17 protein-coding genes are annotated in these 15,096 nt (G+C 54.3%); 10 read left to right on the plus strand and 7 right to left on the minus strand.

Going from position 1 to position 15,096, the window contains the following annotated elements:
- Positions 1-475: 475 nt before the first annotated feature.
- From J4859_RS07835 to J4859_RS07855, 5 genes are all read left to right on the plus strand, one after another.
- Positions 476-763 carry a serpin family protein gene (locus J4859_RS07835; protein WP_256436867.1) on the plus strand — a complete coding sequence of 96 codons (288 nt, stop codon included), beginning with the start codon at positions 476-478 and terminating at the stop codon, positions 761-763.
- Between the two features lie 203 nt (positions 764-966).
- Positions 967-1,863 carry a tetratricopeptide repeat protein gene (locus tag J4859_RS07840; RefSeq protein ID WP_212334964.1) on the plus strand — a complete coding sequence of 299 codons (897 nt, stop codon included), beginning with the start codon at positions 967-969 and terminating at the stop codon, positions 1,861-1,863.
- 99 nt (positions 1,864-1,962) lie between these two features.
- Positions 1,963-2,760 carry a PLP-dependent transferase gene (locus tag J4859_RS07845; RefSeq protein WP_212334966.1) on the plus strand — a complete coding sequence of 266 codons (798 nt, stop codon included), beginning with the start codon at positions 1,963-1,965 and terminating at the stop codon, positions 2,758-2,760.
- A gap of 140 nt (positions 2,761-2,900) precedes the next feature.
- Positions 2,901-5,522, plus strand: a complete 2,622-nt coding sequence (gene adhE, locus J4859_RS07850; RefSeq protein WP_212334968.1) for a bifunctional acetaldehyde-CoA/alcohol dehydrogenase — start codon at positions 2,901-2,903, stop codon at positions 5,520-5,522.
- A 97-nt stretch (positions 5,523-5,619) separates the two neighbouring features.
- Positions 5,620-6,399, plus strand: coding sequence for a phosphotransferase family protein (locus J4859_RS07855; protein ID WP_212334976.1), 780 nt, complete (start codon positions 5,620-5,622; stop codon positions 6,397-6,399).
- A 180-nt stretch (positions 6,400-6,579) separates the two neighbouring features.
- On the opposite strand, the gene J4859_RS07860 is transcribed toward J4859_RS07855, so the two are convergent.
- Genes J4859_RS07860 through J4859_RS07885 form a run of 6 tightly spaced genes read right to left on the minus strand, consistent with a single transcriptional unit; the run spans position 6,580 to position 10,465 of the window.
- Positions 6,580-7,089, minus strand: a complete 510-nt coding sequence (locus J4859_RS07860) for a dihydrofolate reductase (RefSeq protein ID WP_212334978.1) — start codon at positions 7,087-7,089, stop codon at positions 6,580-6,582.
- A gap of 8 nt (positions 7,090-7,097) precedes the next feature.
- Entirely contained in the window at positions 7,098-7,946 is an 849-nt protein-coding gene (gene thyA / locus J4859_RS07865; RefSeq protein ID WP_212334980.1) for a thymidylate synthase, read from the minus strand.
- 24 nt (positions 7,947-7,970) lie between these two features.
- Positions 7,971-8,315 (minus strand): hypothetical protein, encoded by a 345-nt coding sequence (locus J4859_RS07870; protein ID WP_212334982.1) that lies wholly within the window; start codon positions 8,313-8,315, stop codon positions 7,971-7,973.
- Positions 8,316-8,323: 8 nt separating this feature from the next.
- Positions 8,324-8,752, minus strand: a complete 429-nt coding sequence (locus J4859_RS07875) for a (deoxy)nucleoside triphosphate pyrophosphohydrolase (protein WP_212334984.1) — start codon at positions 8,750-8,752, stop codon at positions 8,324-8,326.
- A 2-nt stretch (positions 8,753-8,754) separates the two neighbouring features.
- Positions 8,755-9,474, minus strand: coding sequence for an acyl-[acyl-carrier-protein] thioesterase (locus tag J4859_RS07880; protein WP_212334986.1), 720 nt, complete (start codon positions 9,472-9,474; stop codon positions 8,755-8,757).
- A 19-nt stretch (positions 9,475-9,493) separates the two neighbouring features.
- Positions 9,494-10,465 (minus strand): diacylglycerol kinase family protein, encoded by a 972-nt coding sequence (locus tag J4859_RS07885; RefSeq protein ID WP_212334988.1) that lies wholly within the window; start codon positions 10,463-10,465, stop codon positions 9,494-9,496.
- A gap of 120 nt (positions 10,466-10,585) precedes the next feature.
- On the opposite strand from J4859_RS07885, the gene rnd reads away from it, so the two are divergent.
- From rnd to J4859_RS07910, 5 genes are all read left to right on the plus strand, one after another.
- Complete coding sequence (gene rnd / locus J4859_RS07890) at positions 10,586-11,719, plus strand: ribonuclease D (RefSeq protein ID WP_212334990.1); 1,134 nt, start codon at positions 10,586-10,588, stop codon at positions 11,717-11,719.
- Positions 11,720-11,786: 67 nt separating this feature from the next.
- Positions 11,787-12,485: a zinc metallopeptidase gene (locus tag J4859_RS07895; RefSeq protein WP_212334992.1), complete on the plus strand. Its 699-nt coding sequence runs from the start codon at positions 11,787-11,789 to the stop codon at positions 12,483-12,485.
- A gap of 3 nt (positions 12,486-12,488) precedes the next feature.
- The gene (gene xseA, locus J4859_RS07900) at positions 12,489-13,838 is read left to right on the plus strand and encodes an exodeoxyribonuclease VII large subunit (protein ID WP_212334994.1); all 1,350 of its coding nucleotides are present in this window, start codon (positions 12,489-12,491) and stop codon (positions 13,836-13,838) included.
- 6 nt (positions 13,839-13,844) lie between these two features.
- Positions 13,845-14,117, plus strand: coding sequence for an exodeoxyribonuclease VII small subunit (gene xseB, locus J4859_RS07905; protein WP_212334996.1), 273 nt, complete (start codon positions 13,845-13,847; stop codon positions 14,115-14,117).
- A 43-nt stretch (positions 14,118-14,160) separates the two neighbouring features.
- Positions 14,161-14,514, plus strand: coding sequence for a histidine triad nucleotide-binding protein (locus J4859_RS07910; RefSeq protein WP_212334998.1), 354 nt, complete (start codon positions 14,161-14,163; stop codon positions 14,512-14,514).
- Positions 14,515-14,595: 81 nt separating this feature from the next.
- On the opposite strand, the gene J4859_RS07915 is transcribed toward J4859_RS07910, so the two are convergent.
- Complete coding sequence (locus J4859_RS07915) at positions 14,596-14,832, minus strand: transposase (RefSeq protein ID WP_212335000.1); 237 nt, start codon at positions 14,830-14,832, stop codon at positions 14,596-14,598.
- Between the last annotated feature and the right edge of the window lie 264 nt (positions 14,833-15,096).

Genomic DNA, 15,096 nt, shown 5'->3' on the forward strand with positions numbered 1-15,096 from the left:
ACAGAGCATGGACGGTCGCGCCTCACCAGTCGCTGAGCTGCGACACGCCGTAAAGCTGGTACTACACGGAAATCAACTAGAGGGTGGCGCAGGAGGATGCAGGAGGGCTAGGATGGGGACACCATCGGACGCGAGCTCGGCAGCAAGAGCCAATCCGTATCGAACAGACTCAGCCAGTTCATTGCAAAGGCAACCGATGGCTTCTTCGCGCAAGTTCCCCGTTTGATGCGGATACATGCATTGCCATCCTCGGCTCCATGCACTTGAGGGACGCTTGGATTGATGTCTTCGGTTCTGAAAAGGAACGATTATTTGAGTGTGGTGACGGAATCACTGTGATGATGCCCTTTATGGTTGGATCAGGACAATACGATCTGTTCGAATAGGATGGAGCCATCACGCTGGGGAAGCGACTGACCTCAAGGGCACAGATGGCGACTGCAATGCCAAAGGAACACTGTCGCTTGAAGACTACATCACAAGTGGACAAGCCTGGGCTGATCTTACAGCGTATGTATCGGGCACCTTCTCTGTTCAACGGGGCAGATGCAAAGTCTATATGCCGCCTATGAGCATCACTACGGAAGGTGTTGATCTCAACGAACTCCTGCAGCATCTGGGAATCGAGAACGTCTTTGAGAACTCACAGGACTGTGATCCGTTAGTAAAGGATGCAGTTGGTATCTCACAGGTGATTCAGAGTATTCGGCTCGATGTAGGAAAGAAGGGGATTGAGGGTGCTTCGTATATGGCGATGACGTAGGTTGCGGGATTCCTTCATGGTTTATGAATCCATCTCGAGAAATCGTGTTCGATAGACCGTTTATCGTTTCGATCTTCTCGTCTAACAGGCTTCCGCTCTTTGTCGGTTACTATGTGAAGCAGAAAAGGTCCAATCATGTAACAATGGCTAATGAGTATACCTACCGAAGCTCTCCTATCAGTTCCACATGAGAGGACACCCATATGAGCAAGAAACAGGACATCGATAAACCGACTGGCGAAGACATGGTCGACCTCCTCGTCGCGGCGGGGATTGACCCTGATGAAATTGCCGATGCCTTCGGAGAAGAAGGGATTGGGGATTGGGACGAGGAAGAAGAGGATGAGGATTATCTGGATGAGATCGATACCGATAAAATGATCCGGGCGATCAGCACGACAGCCCTGAGGGAAGGCCCAGATGATTTCTGTGAGTTCGTGTCCGCAAACTTCGATGAAATTGTCGAAGGCAATAAGATGGATGAGCGTGTCGGCGACATCCTCCTCATCGGGTACAAAATTGGGTTAGCCCAGGAAAACGGACGCTCTGCCAACGATCTAGGCGTTCTGTTTTACATGGGTCAAATCTTTAAGCAGGATTACAAACAGGCGACCAGGCTCTACAAGAAAGCCTACAGGTGGGGACACTATCAGGGGCTCATCAATCTGGGCTACGTCTATGAATACGGTCGAACCGGCGAGAAAGACTATGCAAAAGCCTATCAGTGTTACTCGGTTGCTGCGGCGCTGACCGAAAACTATGAGGCCATCTATAAGCTCGGTGACGTCTATGCCCGAGGCTATCTCGGCAAACCGGATATGGATACGGCCATGGAGCTCTGGGAGAAGAGCTATGACATTGCACAGAGGCCACCCCAGACCGCACAGCCTGCGTTCCGTATAGCGCAGCAGTATTTGAAACCGGGCAAGTACTTTGACCCAGAATTCGATCCGCTCCACGCGCTGCGGCTCTTCCAGGAAGCTGAGACCGGTCTGCGCATCAGTGTCGCTCTTGGGCACCCGTACTATAAGGAACGTCTGCAAGAGGCTATCGAGGGACAACGGCAGGCACGCAAGGTGCTCGACAGCACGTCAAAATAGTTGTGATACTGGCATCAAACATGTGGCAATGATGAGTGTCATGAGGAAACAGGAGCTAAACGTTACTTGAAGAGAAGATAGGACCGTTCGGCACAGCATATGGATGAGCAGAACAGTGAGCTGAATGACATAGCGCAGGCATGGTCAAAACGCATCGGGGCACGGGCTACCTGGTTTGTGGGCGCCGGCGCAATTCAGCAGCTCCATGAGATGTTAGGCGATAAGGGGATCTATATCGAAAGCCTCGGCGGCGTGCCGATCACGGTGACAGACATCAAGGCCGCGGCCCAGGAGAAGGATCCTGACGCCTGTCTCGTATGCGACAACACGCTCGCGACCTCATTTGGGTGCCCTGCTGCACAGCTGGGTGCCACCCTCACCATCGAGCCGCTCGATGCGGTTGTGAGTTGGCCGGGATGTGGCTTCTTTGCTGTCAGCATGGGGCGTGCACTCCCTGAGATTGTAAAGTCGTATCTTGCGTTTCTCGATCGTGAGGCGGCGCTACCCAAGCGGGTTGTGACAGATCTGAGCGCAGGGATAGATCGTTTTGATGAGCGGAGACAGGCGTGTTGGGACAACACCCAAGCGCTCGCCGCCTATCTGGTCTGCCATCCTAAAGTCCGAGAAGTCAGGTATCCGGGGATAAAGACGGATCCCAGTTTCCAGGTGGCCGCAACAACCTTGCAGCATGGATTCGGTCCATGTGTAGACTTTGTGATGGAACCGCCTGCGGTGCATAGCATCCACCGCATTCTGGCCAGCCCATCAAATAGTTGGTCTCCTTTAGGAATCGGTTTCAGAATCGACACTGTTCATGGGGATAAAACTTGGTTTCGACTCACCTGTGGACACGGAAAAATCGATGCGTTAATCGAGGTGCTCGAGCTGTTGAATTGACCATAGTTTTCTATACAATCGCAGGTCATCGGCCTACTTTCGCAAAATTATCTCCTGTTCCATATAGGTTTTTAGACATGTATCAGGTATGATAAACACGTCATGTGTACGTAAGTTCTAGCGGAAGCAGGAGGTAATACATGGCCGATAAACTTGAGCCTATCGACAGTGTCGATAGCCTAAAGGAACACATTGCTGTGATGCGGAAGGCACAAGCAGAGTTTGCAACCTTCTCTCAGGAGCAAGTGGACAAGATCTTTTATCAGGCTGCGTTGGCTGCGAATAAAGCCCGTATTCCACTGGCGAAACTCGCAGTCGAAGAGACGGGAATGGGTCTTGTTGAGGACAAGGTGATCAAGAACCACTTTGCCGCAGAGTACATCTATAACGCCTATCGTCACACCAAGACCTGTGGCGTCATAGAGGAGGACAAGGCCGGCGGTATGAAGAAGATCGTCGAGCCGTTGGGCATCATCACGGCGGTCATTCCGACCACGAACCCGACCTCGACTGCAATCTTCAAGTCCCTGATCTGCCTGAAGACCAGAAACGCAATCATCATCTCCCCGCATCCGCGTGCGCGTAAGTGCACGATCGAGGCGGCACGCATTGTCCGTGATGCTGCGGAGAAGGCAGGACTCCCTAAGCACATTATCGACTGGGTCCCGAGCCCGACCATCGACCTCACTAACGAGCTGATGCACTCCGCAGACTGCATCCTCGCAACCGGCGGTCCTGGTATGGTTACCGCAGCCTACAGCTCCGGCAAACCGGCTCTGGGCGTCGGCCCGGGCAACAACCCCGCTATCATCGACGACACCGCAGATATCAATGTGGCTGTCAACTCGATCATCCACTCAAAGATCTTTGACTACGGTATGATCTGTGCCACTGAGAACAACGTAATCGTCCTCGATAAGGTCTATGACAGGGTCAAAGAGGAGTTCATCCGCCGTGGATGCTACTTCCTCGAGGGCGACGATAAGGAGAAGGTCGGCCACACTGTCATCGTCAGTGGCTCCGTCAACGCAAAGGTCGTCGGTAAGCCGGCTGCCACCATCGCAAAGATGGCTGGCGTCACGGTTCCCGCTAACACCAAGGTTCTCTTGGCTGAGGTTGAGTCTGTTGATCCTTCCGAGCCGTGGGCTCACGAGAAACTGTGCCCGATCCTCGGTATGTATCGCGCCAGGGACTTTGAGGATGCCCTTGCAAAGGCTGAGCGCCTGATCCACGATGGCGGCTATGGCCACACGAGCTCGATCTTCATCGACACCCGTGAGACCAAGAAGCTCGACGAGTACGAGAACCGTATGAAGACCTGCCGTATCCTGATCAACACTCCTTCTTCACAAGGTGGCATCGGCGACCTCTATAACTTCAGGCTCACGCCGTCACTGACGTTGGGTTGCGGCTCCTGGGGCGGAAACTCCTTCAGTGGCAACTTAACCATTGACAAACTGCTGAACATCAAGTTGGTTGCTGAAAGGCGTGAAAATATGCTGTGGCTTCGTACTCCTGAGAAGATCTACTTCAAGAAGGGCTGCATGCCGACAGCCCTCGACGAGCTTGGCACGGTCATGCACAAGAAGCGCGCTTTCATCGTCACCGATAAGTTCCTGTATGAGTCCGGCTTCACCAGAAGGATTGAGGATAAGCTCGATCAAATGGGTATCGTCCACTCCAGCTTCTGGAATATCTCACCTGACCCGAAGCTGCAGGATGCTGAGAAGGGCCTTGAGCAGCTCAATGCCTTCAAGCCTGACGTGGTCATCGCAATCGGTGGCGGCTCCGCAATGGACGCCGGCAAGATCATGTGGTTCATGTATGAGAACCCGGACGAGGACTTCTCCGATATGTCCATGGACTTCATGGATATCAGAAAGCGTATTTATCGCTTCCCGAAGATGGGCAAGAAGGCCTACTTCGTCGCAATCCCGACCTCTTCTGGCACCGGCTCCGAGGTTACCCCGTTTGCAATCATCACCGATGTGGAGACTGGCATCAAGTGGCCTGTCACTGACTATCAGCTGATGCCGAACATGGCAATCGTGGATACCGACAACATGATGACACAGCCGAAGGGCCTGACCTCCGCATCCGGCGTCGATGTGCTGACCCACTGCCTGGAAGCCTATGTCTCCATGTACCAGTCCGACTTCACTGATTCCTTCGCACTCGAGGGTATGAAGCTCGTCTTCAAGTATCTGCCGCGTGCATACGATGACGGAACTGATGTTGAGGCACGTGACCACATGGCCAATGCTTCCACCCTGGGCGGTCTCGCCTTCGCAAATGCATTCCTGGGCCTCAACCACTCAATGGCGCACAAGCTCGGCGCGTTCCACCACATCCCGCACGGCCTTGCAAACGCAGCCATCCTGACGCGTGTCATGCGTTACAACGCTGCTGAGAAGCCGACCCGTATGGGCACCTTCCCGCAGTACTCATATCCTCACACCAAGGCCCGCTATGCTCAGGCAGCCCGCTTCTGCGGCGTCACTGGCAAGGACGACGATGAGGTATTCGAGAACTTCCTGGCGAAGATCACCAAGCTCTTTGATTACGTGGGCGTCAAGCACACGATCGCTGAGTACGGAGTCGACGAGAAGTACTTCCTCGATACGCTGGATGATATGACTGAGCAGGCATTCGACGACCAGTGCACCGGTACCAATCCGCGTTATCCGCTCATGAGCGAGATCAAGAACCTGTACCTGGATGCCTACTATGGCCGTCCAGCTAGTGCCTATGAGGCTGAGTAGCGCGTATCGCTTGAAACAATAGGGAATGGGGGAGCAACATCCTCCTTCCTTCACAAGTAAGGACGTTCGTACATGACCTATATTAAGGAGTGGTTGTATGAAGCTATCCGATAGTAAGGTTGAGATCGTTCGCCGGCACAATAAGGTTGTCTATCAAGATGGAAATAGTCTCGTCAAGGTCTTCAACTCTGAGAAGCCGGGCTCTGATGTCTTCAATGAGGCACTCAACGTAGCTCGTGTCGAGGAAACTGGCGTTCGCGTCCCCGGCATCAAGGAAGTCTCACAGGTTGAGGACGGAGAGTGGAAGGGCAGTTGGGCGCTCGCCACTGCGTTCATTCCGGGTACCGATCTTGCAACGATCATGAAGAATGATCCTGGTAACAACAAGGAGTATCTCTCTGAGTTCGTAGACCTGCAGATCAAGGTTCAACACGTTAAGGCTCCGGCACTTAACCGCCAGAAGGATAAACTGCAGCGCATGGTCAGAGCCGCGAAGGACATCGATCCGTCTGCCCGTTATGACCTCGAGATGCGTATTCATGGTATGAGACCGGGCTTCATGATCTGCCACGGCGACTTCAACCCGTCTAACGTTATTCTTCCGGATGACGGCTCTGATCCGGCTATCTGCGACTGGGCACATGTCACCGCAGGTCTGCCAGAGGTTGATGCTGCAACGACCTATCTGTTGATGTCAATCGACAATCGGGACATGGCAAAGCAGTATCTGGATGTTTTCTCCAAGAAGGCAGATATCGCCAAGCAGGTCATCATGTACTGGGTGCCGGTTGTCGCAGCTGCTGAGCTCTCCCGTAACCGTAAGGAGAACCAGGACTTCCTGCGCAACACGATCAATACGACGACTGACTTCGAGTAATCACGAAGTACTAATGCTACATTGATAGAGAGAGGGGCGTGGTTCACTATGAACTGCGCCCCTCAAATTGTCTCGACGGGAAAATATGCTAGGGAAATGATGATTAATGCCTATGCCAGCCGCGAAAGGCCACGTGACTGGCCCTTTCTGGCACATCATTGGGAATTAATCATCGTTTCCCTAGAGGGTTTTGATCTGCAGGTTTCTGTACGTAGCGAATGAGAATGCGATATCTTCGGGAGTCATGCCGCCCGGTTCACACTGTATGAGGATCCAGCCTGGATCCTCATCGAGATTCAGAAAGTACGTATCTGCTGGACGGACACATTCGTCCTTGGTAACTACGGCTTCGCTGCAGTAGGGGAGCAGCTCCTGATAGACTGAGGCTCCACCGATGACCCAGACATGCTCCGGATCGTCCCCCTGTACAGCTTGAAGCGCTTCTTTCACGGAGTGGACGATCTCAATGCCGCTTTGCAGATCTGCTCTGTCTCCATGGGTCAGCACAATGTTGCGGCGGCCCTTTAGAGGACGTCCACCTGGGAAGGTGAGGAGCGTCTTTCTTCCCATAATGACGGTACCCGGTTTGGTGCACTGCACAAAGTGGTGCATGTCCTCACGGTTTTTGACGAGGAGTTTTCCCTGATAGCCGATACCCCAGTCCTGACATACTGCAACGATTGCTTTCATGGGTGATCCTAAATCGCGATCGGGATGTGTGTGACTTTCGGGCCGTACTGATAGTCTTCGACGATCAGGTCATCGGTCGTGAAGTCATAGAAATTGTGGATATCCGGGTTGAGATGGACCTTCGGCGCCGGATAGGTCGGGCGAGAGATGAGCTCTTTGATGATGGGGACATGCCGATCGTAGATATGAGCATCCGCGATCACATGGACTAACTCGCCTACATACATGTCGCTGACCTGTGCCACCATCATGAGTAGTATCGCGTACTGGCACACATTCCAATTGTTAGCAGCAAGCATATCCTGGCTGCGCTGTACAAGCATTATGTTGAGAGTTGGCTTATCTCTGTTAGGATCCTGCGTCACGTTGTAGATCGCATTGTAGGCGCAGGGGTAGAGGTGCATCTCATTGAGATCGTGTACGTTGTACAGTTGTGTCATGATCCTTCTGGAATAGGGGTTGTGCTTTAAGTCGTAGAGCACCTTATCCATCTGGTCGAAGTCACCCTCGGGGTAGTGGGAGACCTGTGCGACCTGGTAGCCGTAGGCTTTGCCGATGGAGCCGGTTGCATCCGCCCAGGAATCCCAGATGTGAGAGTGCAGATCGTGGACGTTGTTCGACTTTCTCTGGTAGATCCACAGGACCTCGTCCATGCAGGACTTCAGTGCAGTGCGTCGCAGGGTGATCGCCGGAAACTCTTTGGAGAGATCGTAGCGGTCACAGACACCGAAGGTCTTGATCGTATAAGCGGGGGTACCGTCCTCCCAGTGGGGACGGACCTTCTGCCCTTCGGTCGTGGTGCCATGCTCTAGGATGCGCTTGCAGAGCGCGATAAACAGCTCATCAGCTTTGCTCATGAAATTCCTCTCATAGAATCTGATTTAGTGGATCGGCGTCCAGTACTCATAGTCCTGTCCTGAATTACTGCCTGGCAGTCCCTGGTTATGTTGATCAAAGGGGTTCTGCTGGCCGTAATAGTCATCGTAGGGGCTATTGAGCGAGGGCGGCATCACCGGGGAGTAAGGTGAGGAATAGCTCATCGCTGTCGCCAGTGCGAGTACTCCTGTTATGATCGCCCCCGCCAGCGCCATGAGTGCCGCCAGTGAGACGACCGTGATTACGATTGCAGCCGGCCCTGATTTTTCATTGTGGGGATCGTTGGTCGAGGCAAACCCCTCTATATAGTGAGGGGTCGGTGCCAGTTCCTGCTTTGTGGTCTCTTCCATCTGAACTCCTAAAATTCATCCTGAATCATAAATAAGTCGCTCCAATATTGCCCGAGGTTTTGGGCAAGCGTGATATCGGCAGGCAGCCAATCGACGGACATCAGGTCTGCTCTGCCCAGCCATTTGCTGTCAGAGCAGATGTGAACATTGAGCGTCGGCGTCTGTCCTTTGGGCAGGGGCGCCACAAAGCAGTCCATCGAGAGCGTGAAGTCTTCGTAGTCGTAGGTCACAGTGTCCATAAACCACATGGTCTGCAGATCGATGCCGAGCTCTTCCTTGATCTCCCTACGGCAGGCCTGCTCAGCGGTTTCGCCCTCTTCGACTTTGCCGCCGGGGAACTCCCACCTGCCTGTCATGGAGCCTTCGGCGCGCTGTACCACAAATATTTTATCGTTGTTGTAGATGATCGCTGCTGCAACATGCACGGTATTTGCCATAGTTAGAGCGCTTCCTCTCGTTCGAAATGGATAACGGCGTAGGTAGTCCCATACGGATCTCTGAGATCGACGATGTGGCCTCCCTGCGGGGTGTTATAGATATCCGGCACCATCGTATCGTCGAGCGTGGCGGCCCGTCGATACTGCACCTCAATCACATGGGGGAGGCGGTTCGGCAGCGCAGCCTGTGCCAAGCTGATGTAGTAGGCATTGTTCATATGGTCATTCGTGTCGAGCAGCGCCTCGCTCACGACGATCGGTCTGCCCTGGGTTGGGATGCCCTTTGGCTTGATGGTGCGGGGTAGGGGCGGCAGATCGAGGCGGGGCGTCTCAGGGTCTAGGTAGGCGAGATCCGACTTGGGGACATGGATGACCTTCTGAGCCTTCAGATCGAAGGGGAACCATAGGGAATCCGCTTTGAGGAAGGCGTGCCCGTCCTTGTCTTTAATCGTGAAGTTACGCTTACCGGAGAAGCCTTTGACCTCATAGGCCCACGTGGAGATCGTGATCGGTTCCCCGAAGAGCGGGGTCTGGTCAATCTCGATGTGCCAGGTCCCGACGATCCAGCCGTAGTGGAACTTGTGCATATGGTCGAGGCCGATGCCTAGGTGTTCCGCCTGAAAGGTCCCACAGTCCTGCAGATAGTTCATGCAGCCCAACAAAGAGAGATGGGCGTCCTTATCGATCTCACTGTATCGGATACGGCTTGTAAATGAATACATTCCAGTGCTTTCTTGGTTGCTATTCCGGATAGGCGATCTCATCGGTGCCGGAGAAGCGCGGGGTTTTATCGCCGTCCTTGTGGTAGCGCGACATTTCGTCGACGATCATCAGGTTTGCCTTGGGGAAGACTTGCGCCGCATAGGACATAATCGTCCCCTCCGTTGTCTCCCCGTCGATCTCGAGCGGGATCGCCTCTGAGGAGGTGATGTGGATGTGCTTGCCCTTGAAGGTCTCAATCTGGGGGCGGCCGATATTTTTGCCTGTCTTATCGAATATGCCCGCAAAGAGCGGCCGTAACGCCTCAATCGGCTGATTCACTGCAAGCACAATCACGTTGAGCAACCCGTCATCCATCCGGCAGTCCGGGACAACTTCAATGTCCCCCTGCATCATTGCGTTATTCGCAACCATACAGGTGATTCCATCACACTCGTGAATCTCACCGTCCACATCGATCGTGAAGTGGGAGACGATGGGGTTGGGGTTCTGCAGCACCGCGGTGAAGTACGCCATCTCTCCCATTGACCGTTTGTTGGGCAGCGCCGTGATCATGAGCTGCGCATCGAAACCCATGCCGCACATGAGGCCGAAGCCGCGGACATGTTTTTCTCCCTGCTCGTTGGTCCAGGTGACGTTTCCGATATCGGTGGCGGCGGTATGGCCGACTCTGCAGGCACGCGCGAGCCCTGCAGGCTCATTCGCGTTGCCGATATTGGCAAAGAGGAGGTTGGCAGTGCCGGACGGGAAGATGCAGGTCGGGATATTGCGGTAGCGCAGCGCATAGAGCAGGCTTGTCGCGGTGCCGTCGCCGCCTGAGATCACTACCACGTCGTAGTGGTCGGCATTCTTGACCAGCGATTCTGCCGTATCATCCTCGGACATTACGTGCATCGTGCACTCATCCCCTTCACGGACGAGGTTCCGCTCGAATTCAAAAATAGAGTCCGAGCCGAATCCCGATTTCAGGTTATGGATGATAAGACTCCGCATTTTACCTCCAGACCGGCTGACATTTTCGGATTGCAGCTATGATAGATGGGAATCAGGTCGTCTATACAATCGCTCTTTCATATATTATTAACTACTATATCTGAGCGCTGAAGGGATTCCGTGTACATAACAGATACCGACCAACTCAAAACATTTCTTGGCTCGATTGCCGATACCTCGCTTTTGGCGGTCGACACCGAATTTTTACGGGAACGCAGCTACTATCCCAAGCTCTGTCTGATCCAATTAGCCACCGATAGTGTCTCTGCGGTGGTGGACCCGATCTTGATTGAGGACCTCTCACCTTTAGCGGGCATACTCGGCGACCCCGATGTCACGAAGATCCTCCACGCCTGTGGGCAAGATCTGGAAGTGCTCTACCATGCCTTGGGTGGGGTCGTCGTGACCCCAATCTTCGACACGCAGATCGGTGCCGCCTTTTTGGGACAAAAGATGCAGATTGGCTACGGGAATCTCGTGGAAGCCTACACCGGTGTGCATCTGGCGAAGGTGGAGTCACTCACTGACTGGTCAAAGCGCCCGCTGCGCGAAGAGCAGCTGCGCTACGCCGAGGAGGACGTGGCATATCTGCCCGGAATTTATAGAACGATGATGAAAAAGTTCACAGAGCAAAACAGGCTCATGTGGGTGAAACCGGAGATGGACAAGCTGAGCGATCCTTCACGCTTCAAGGATTCCCCGGAGTCAGCCTACCTGCACCTTAGACGCTCTAACTCCCTAAGCCGACGGCAGTTGGCGGTAGCGCGCAACGTCTGTGCCTGGAGGGAGACAATCGCCTCAAAGCGAGATATCCCGAAGCGCTGGGTCCTTGCCGACGAGGTGATTGTTGAGTGCTGCAAGCGCGCTCCCACGACTGTGGAGAAGCTGCTGCAGATCCGGGGGACCGAGCACTTAAAGCAGCCGATGCTCGAAGGGCTCCTTACCGCAATCAAAGAGGGTAAGGATTGTCCACCTGCGCAGTATCCGGAGATCCACCACCACTCCCACCCTTCGCCTGAGGCGGAAAGCGTTGTGGACCTGATGAATGCGCTGCTGCGTGTACAGGCGGAGAAAGTTAACGTTGCCCCACAGATGATTGCGACGCATAATGACCTGTCGCAGTTTTTGAACCACGAGAAGGGGTCACCCCTGCACGCCACCTGGCGGGAGGATGTGATCGGTTCCTACCTGCACCGTTTGCTGGTCGGAGAGATCGGTCTCACGGTCAAAGATGGGCATATTGAGATTCTCTAAAGGTCTTTTAAACTGTCAGACTTAGGGTAGAAATAATCACTATTGAAACCGTACAAAGGAGGATTCTATGTCCTTTTGGTTTTACTACGGCTATGGGGCCGATATGAACTATTGGCTCTTAGTTTTGATCTCCCTTGTGTTGGGTTTGGCCACACAGGGCTATATCAGACACACTTACAGAAAATGGTCGAAAGTTGATTCCCGTACTGGCAAGACCGGGGCAGACGTTGCGGAAGAGATGCTGCGAGCCGGTGGTGCCGGCGATGTAGGGATCACCCGCGTTGACGGTACGCTTACCGACTACTATGATCCCCGTGACAATATGTTGCACCTCTCCAACGAGAATTTTACGCAAGGCTCCGTGGCGTCAGTAGCGGTCGCCTGCCACGAGGCAGGCCACGCGGTCCAGCGCGCCCAGGGTTATGCGCCGATGAAGGTGAGAAGCGCACTCACGCCGGTGGTGAACTTCGCGTCCAACGCCTGGATGGTGCTTTTCTTCCTCGGTGTCTTCATGGACGTCACCGGCCTAGTCCAATTTGCTATCCTTTTGTTCGCGATTTCGGTTATCTTTGAGTTGGTAACCTTGCCCGTTGAGATCAACGCTTCTCAACGTGCGGTAATCTATCTTTCCCAGAATGGCGGGGCCATCGACGAGCGGGGAGCTCGTCAGGTCTTGACTGCAGCGGCGCTCACCTACGTGGCAGCGGCGCTCGTCTCGATCTTGCAGTTGCTCTACCTTACCGGAACGACGAATGATGAGAGGTAAGTCATGCCAATGGAAGCAACCCCTATAAGCGTATCCGATGCAGTGCTGCTGGCGAAGAATGCCGCAGCCGGCATCGGCAACCTGGTGGTGACAGGGGAGGTCTCAGGCTTCCGTGGTCCCAATGCTAGGTCTGGTCACTGCTATTTTCAGGTGAAGGACGAGCAATCCTCGATGTCCGTGATCGTGTGGAGATCGATCTATGCTTCCTCCGGCATCCAGCTCAAAGACGGCCTGAAGCTCATTATGCAGGGCAAGTTCGACGTCTATCAGGGCTCAGGACGGCTCTCTTTTATCGCCTGTAAGGTCTGTGTCTCAGGCGAGGGTCTGCTGCGCCAACAGGTGGCTCAGTTAGCCAAAAAGCTGGAGCGGGAAGGCCTCATGGCCCCGGAACGTAAGCGGGAGATCCCGCGGTTCTGCACTCGTGTGGCCGTGGTGACTTCACTTTCCGGTTCGGTCATCGAGGACGTGAAGCGGACCTTGAGACGCCGCAATCCCTTGGTTGCGATCCAGGAAGTGGGTGCCTCGGTGCAGGGCACTGAGGCACCCACTTCGATGATCAGGGCCCTCAAAGTCGCCGCAGCAGCAAAGCCGGACGCGATCCTGCTGGTGCGTGGCGGCGGATCCTTTGAGGATCTGATGGCATTCAACGATGAGGCACTCGCCCGTGCTGTAGCCGCCTGCTCGGTTCCGGTGATCACCGGAATTGGCCATGAGCCCGATACCTCAATCTGCGATATGGTGGCGGACCGCCGCTGCTCGACCCCGACCGCTGCGGCAGAGTCAGTCGCCCCGGCGCTCGATGAGATCGTGCAGACGATCAACGGCCGGCAGGTGCGCTTGGGACAAGCCTTCTCCGCAATCCTTAAGCGCAACGCGCAGCAGGTTGAGGATGCGGGGAAGATCATAACACGCTCGCTGGAAAATCAGATCCAGCGTGAGTCAGTGCTTGTGGAGAGCTTAGCGAACCATCGCTGCATGCAGGAGCCACGCTCGATGATTGAGGACCGCAAGAGTCAGTTGGCAATGACGGAACAGCGACTGCAGGATGCGATTCCGCGCTCGATCGATACGCGCAAGCGGAATTTGGAAAACGATTCCGAGCGGTTGGTCAGTATCGGGGGCAGGCTATTGAATCCCTACACACAGTTGACTGACAGGCTTGGGCAGGCGCTCACTGCGCTGTCTCCGCTTAATGTTGTCAAGCGCGGCTATGCGATTGTGCAGGACAGCAAGGGTCATGTGGTGAGCCAGGCAAGCGATGTCAGTGTCAACGACCAGATCAAGATACGATTAGGCCACGGTGGCCTGACGGCTCAGGTTGAGAGCGTCCAGACGGAAGAGAATGAGGAGTAAAAGACCATGGCAGAAGAATCAGAGCAGAAAAAGATTGAAGACATGAGCTTCAAAGAGGCTTCTATCGAGCTGGAGAAGATTGTCCGTTCCCTGGAGAGTGGAGATCTGGAGCTCGAGGATTCCCTCAAGTGCTACGAGCGCGGAGTCGCGCTGATTAAGAGCCTTCGCGAGCGCCTGGCGCACGCAGAGCAGAAGGTACAGGTGCTCCTCGACGATACGAAGGATGAGCAGGCGCCAGATACCACCTCGGCACCCTCTACCGCCTATCTGGACGAGTAAAATTAGGGGTATCCACACATCGTTGCGCTCAAGGAGGTCACACATGAGTGAGAATTGTATTTTCTGCAAGATCGCTGCCGGCAAGGTTCCGAGCAAGATGGTCTACCAGGACGACCTGGTTGCCGCCTTTCAAGATGCCAATCCACTGACGCCGGTCCATATTTTGGTGGTACCGAAGAAGCACTACGAGAACATTCTCGACGATATCCCGTCTGAGGTACTTGAGGCCATGGTCCACGCTGTGAGCGTCATCGTAAAGCAGACCGGCATTGACAAGACCGGATTCAGGCTCATCACCAATACCGGTGACGATGCGGGGCAGACAGTCCACCACTTCCACATCCATATTATGGGTGGTCGCAAGCTCGATCCGAGCGCAGGCGAGAAGCGCGACTAGTACGTCACAATAACAGCTGAGCATTAATCTGAAGAGCCGAACCGATGGGTCCGACTCTTGTTTTTAAGCTCTTCGACGTTTCTAGTGGGTAGCACAGGCCAGCTGCCTCTGGGCCGAGAAGTCCATCTTCCCCAGTCTGAGGGAGACCATCGCCTCGAAGTAGGATATGTTCCTGAAGCCCCTGGCAGTGTTCCGGACAGACTGAGCGGGGGAGTTAAGCCCTTCGAGAAATGAATTGGTTAAACTCCTCTTCCACCAGTTCAAGATCCCTTCCCGCTCCTTCCTAAGGGTACCTGCCACCCTCTTCATCTTAGCCACAGCAGAGTGCATCATCTACAAGTAAAGGCGGTCTGGGGCTGCAGCAGCCGATTCCCTGTCGGTGCACGAGTACACGTCGCACATCGCCTCTGCTATCTGACAGACACGCGCTTCCTGAGACGTGTCTTCGCAGGATCGAGCTCCTCTCTCTTCGCAAGCTGACACTCTGTGAGGCTCTCCCTCATATATTCTTTCTGCCACTTCTCGCACAGTGGCCGCGCTCTTTTCCTGTAGACGCGAATATGGGATAAAGGGCGTGCATGG

The organism is Atopobium sp. oral taxon 416, from assembly GCF_018128285.1.
Lineage (GTDB): Bacteria > Actinomycetota > Coriobacteriia > Coriobacteriales > Atopobiaceae > Olsenella_L.

Excerpts from the sequence above, each read along its gene's own strand:
- J4859_RS07840 (WP_212334964.1), top strand. The coding sequence starts at position 967 with ATGAGCAAGAAACAGGACATCGATAAACCGACTGGCGAAGACATGGTC.
- J4859_RS07845 (WP_212334966.1), top strand. The coding sequence starts at position 1,963 with ATGGATGAGCAGAACAGTGAGCTGAATGACATAGCGCAGGCATGGTCA.
- adhE (WP_212334968.1), top strand. The coding sequence starts at position 2,901 with ATGGCCGATAAACTTGAGCCTATCGACAGTGTCGATAGCCTAAAGGAA.
- J4859_RS07855 (WP_212334976.1), top strand. The coding sequence starts at position 5,620 with ATGAAGCTATCCGATAGTAAGGTTGAGATCGTTCGCCGGCACAATAAG.
- J4859_RS07860 (WP_212334978.1), bottom strand. The coding sequence starts at position 7,089 with ATGAAAGCAATCGTTGCAGTATGTCAGGACTGGGGTATCGGCTATCAG.
- thyA (WP_212334980.1), bottom strand. The coding sequence starts at position 7,946 with ATGAGCAAAGCTGATGAGCTGTTTATCGCGCTCTGCAAGCGCATCCTA.
- J4859_RS07870 (WP_212334982.1), bottom strand. The coding sequence starts at position 8,315 with ATGGAAGAGACCACAAAGCAGGAACTGGCACCGACCCCTCACTATATA.
- J4859_RS07875 (WP_212334984.1), bottom strand. The coding sequence starts at position 8,752 with ATGGCAAATACCGTGCATGTTGCAGCAGCGATCATCTACAACAACGAT.
- J4859_RS07880 (WP_212334986.1), bottom strand. The coding sequence starts at position 9,474 with ATGTATTCATTTACAAGCCGTATCCGATACAGTGAGATCGATAAGGAC.
- J4859_RS07885 (WP_212334988.1), bottom strand. The coding sequence starts at position 10,465 with ATGCGGAGTCTTATCATCCATAACCTGAAATCGGGATTCGGCTCGGAC.
- J4859_RS07895 (WP_212334992.1), top strand. The coding sequence starts at position 11,787 with ATGTCCTTTTGGTTTTACTACGGCTATGGGGCCGATATGAACTATTGG.
- xseA (WP_212334994.1), top strand. The coding sequence starts at position 12,489 with ATGCCAATGGAAGCAACCCCTATAAGCGTATCCGATGCAGTGCTGCTG.
- xseB (WP_212334996.1), top strand. The coding sequence starts at position 13,845 with ATGGCAGAAGAATCAGAGCAGAAAAAGATTGAAGACATGAGCTTCAAA.
- J4859_RS07910 (WP_212334998.1), top strand. The coding sequence starts at position 14,161 with ATGAGTGAGAATTGTATTTTCTGCAAGATCGCTGCCGGCAAGGTTCCG.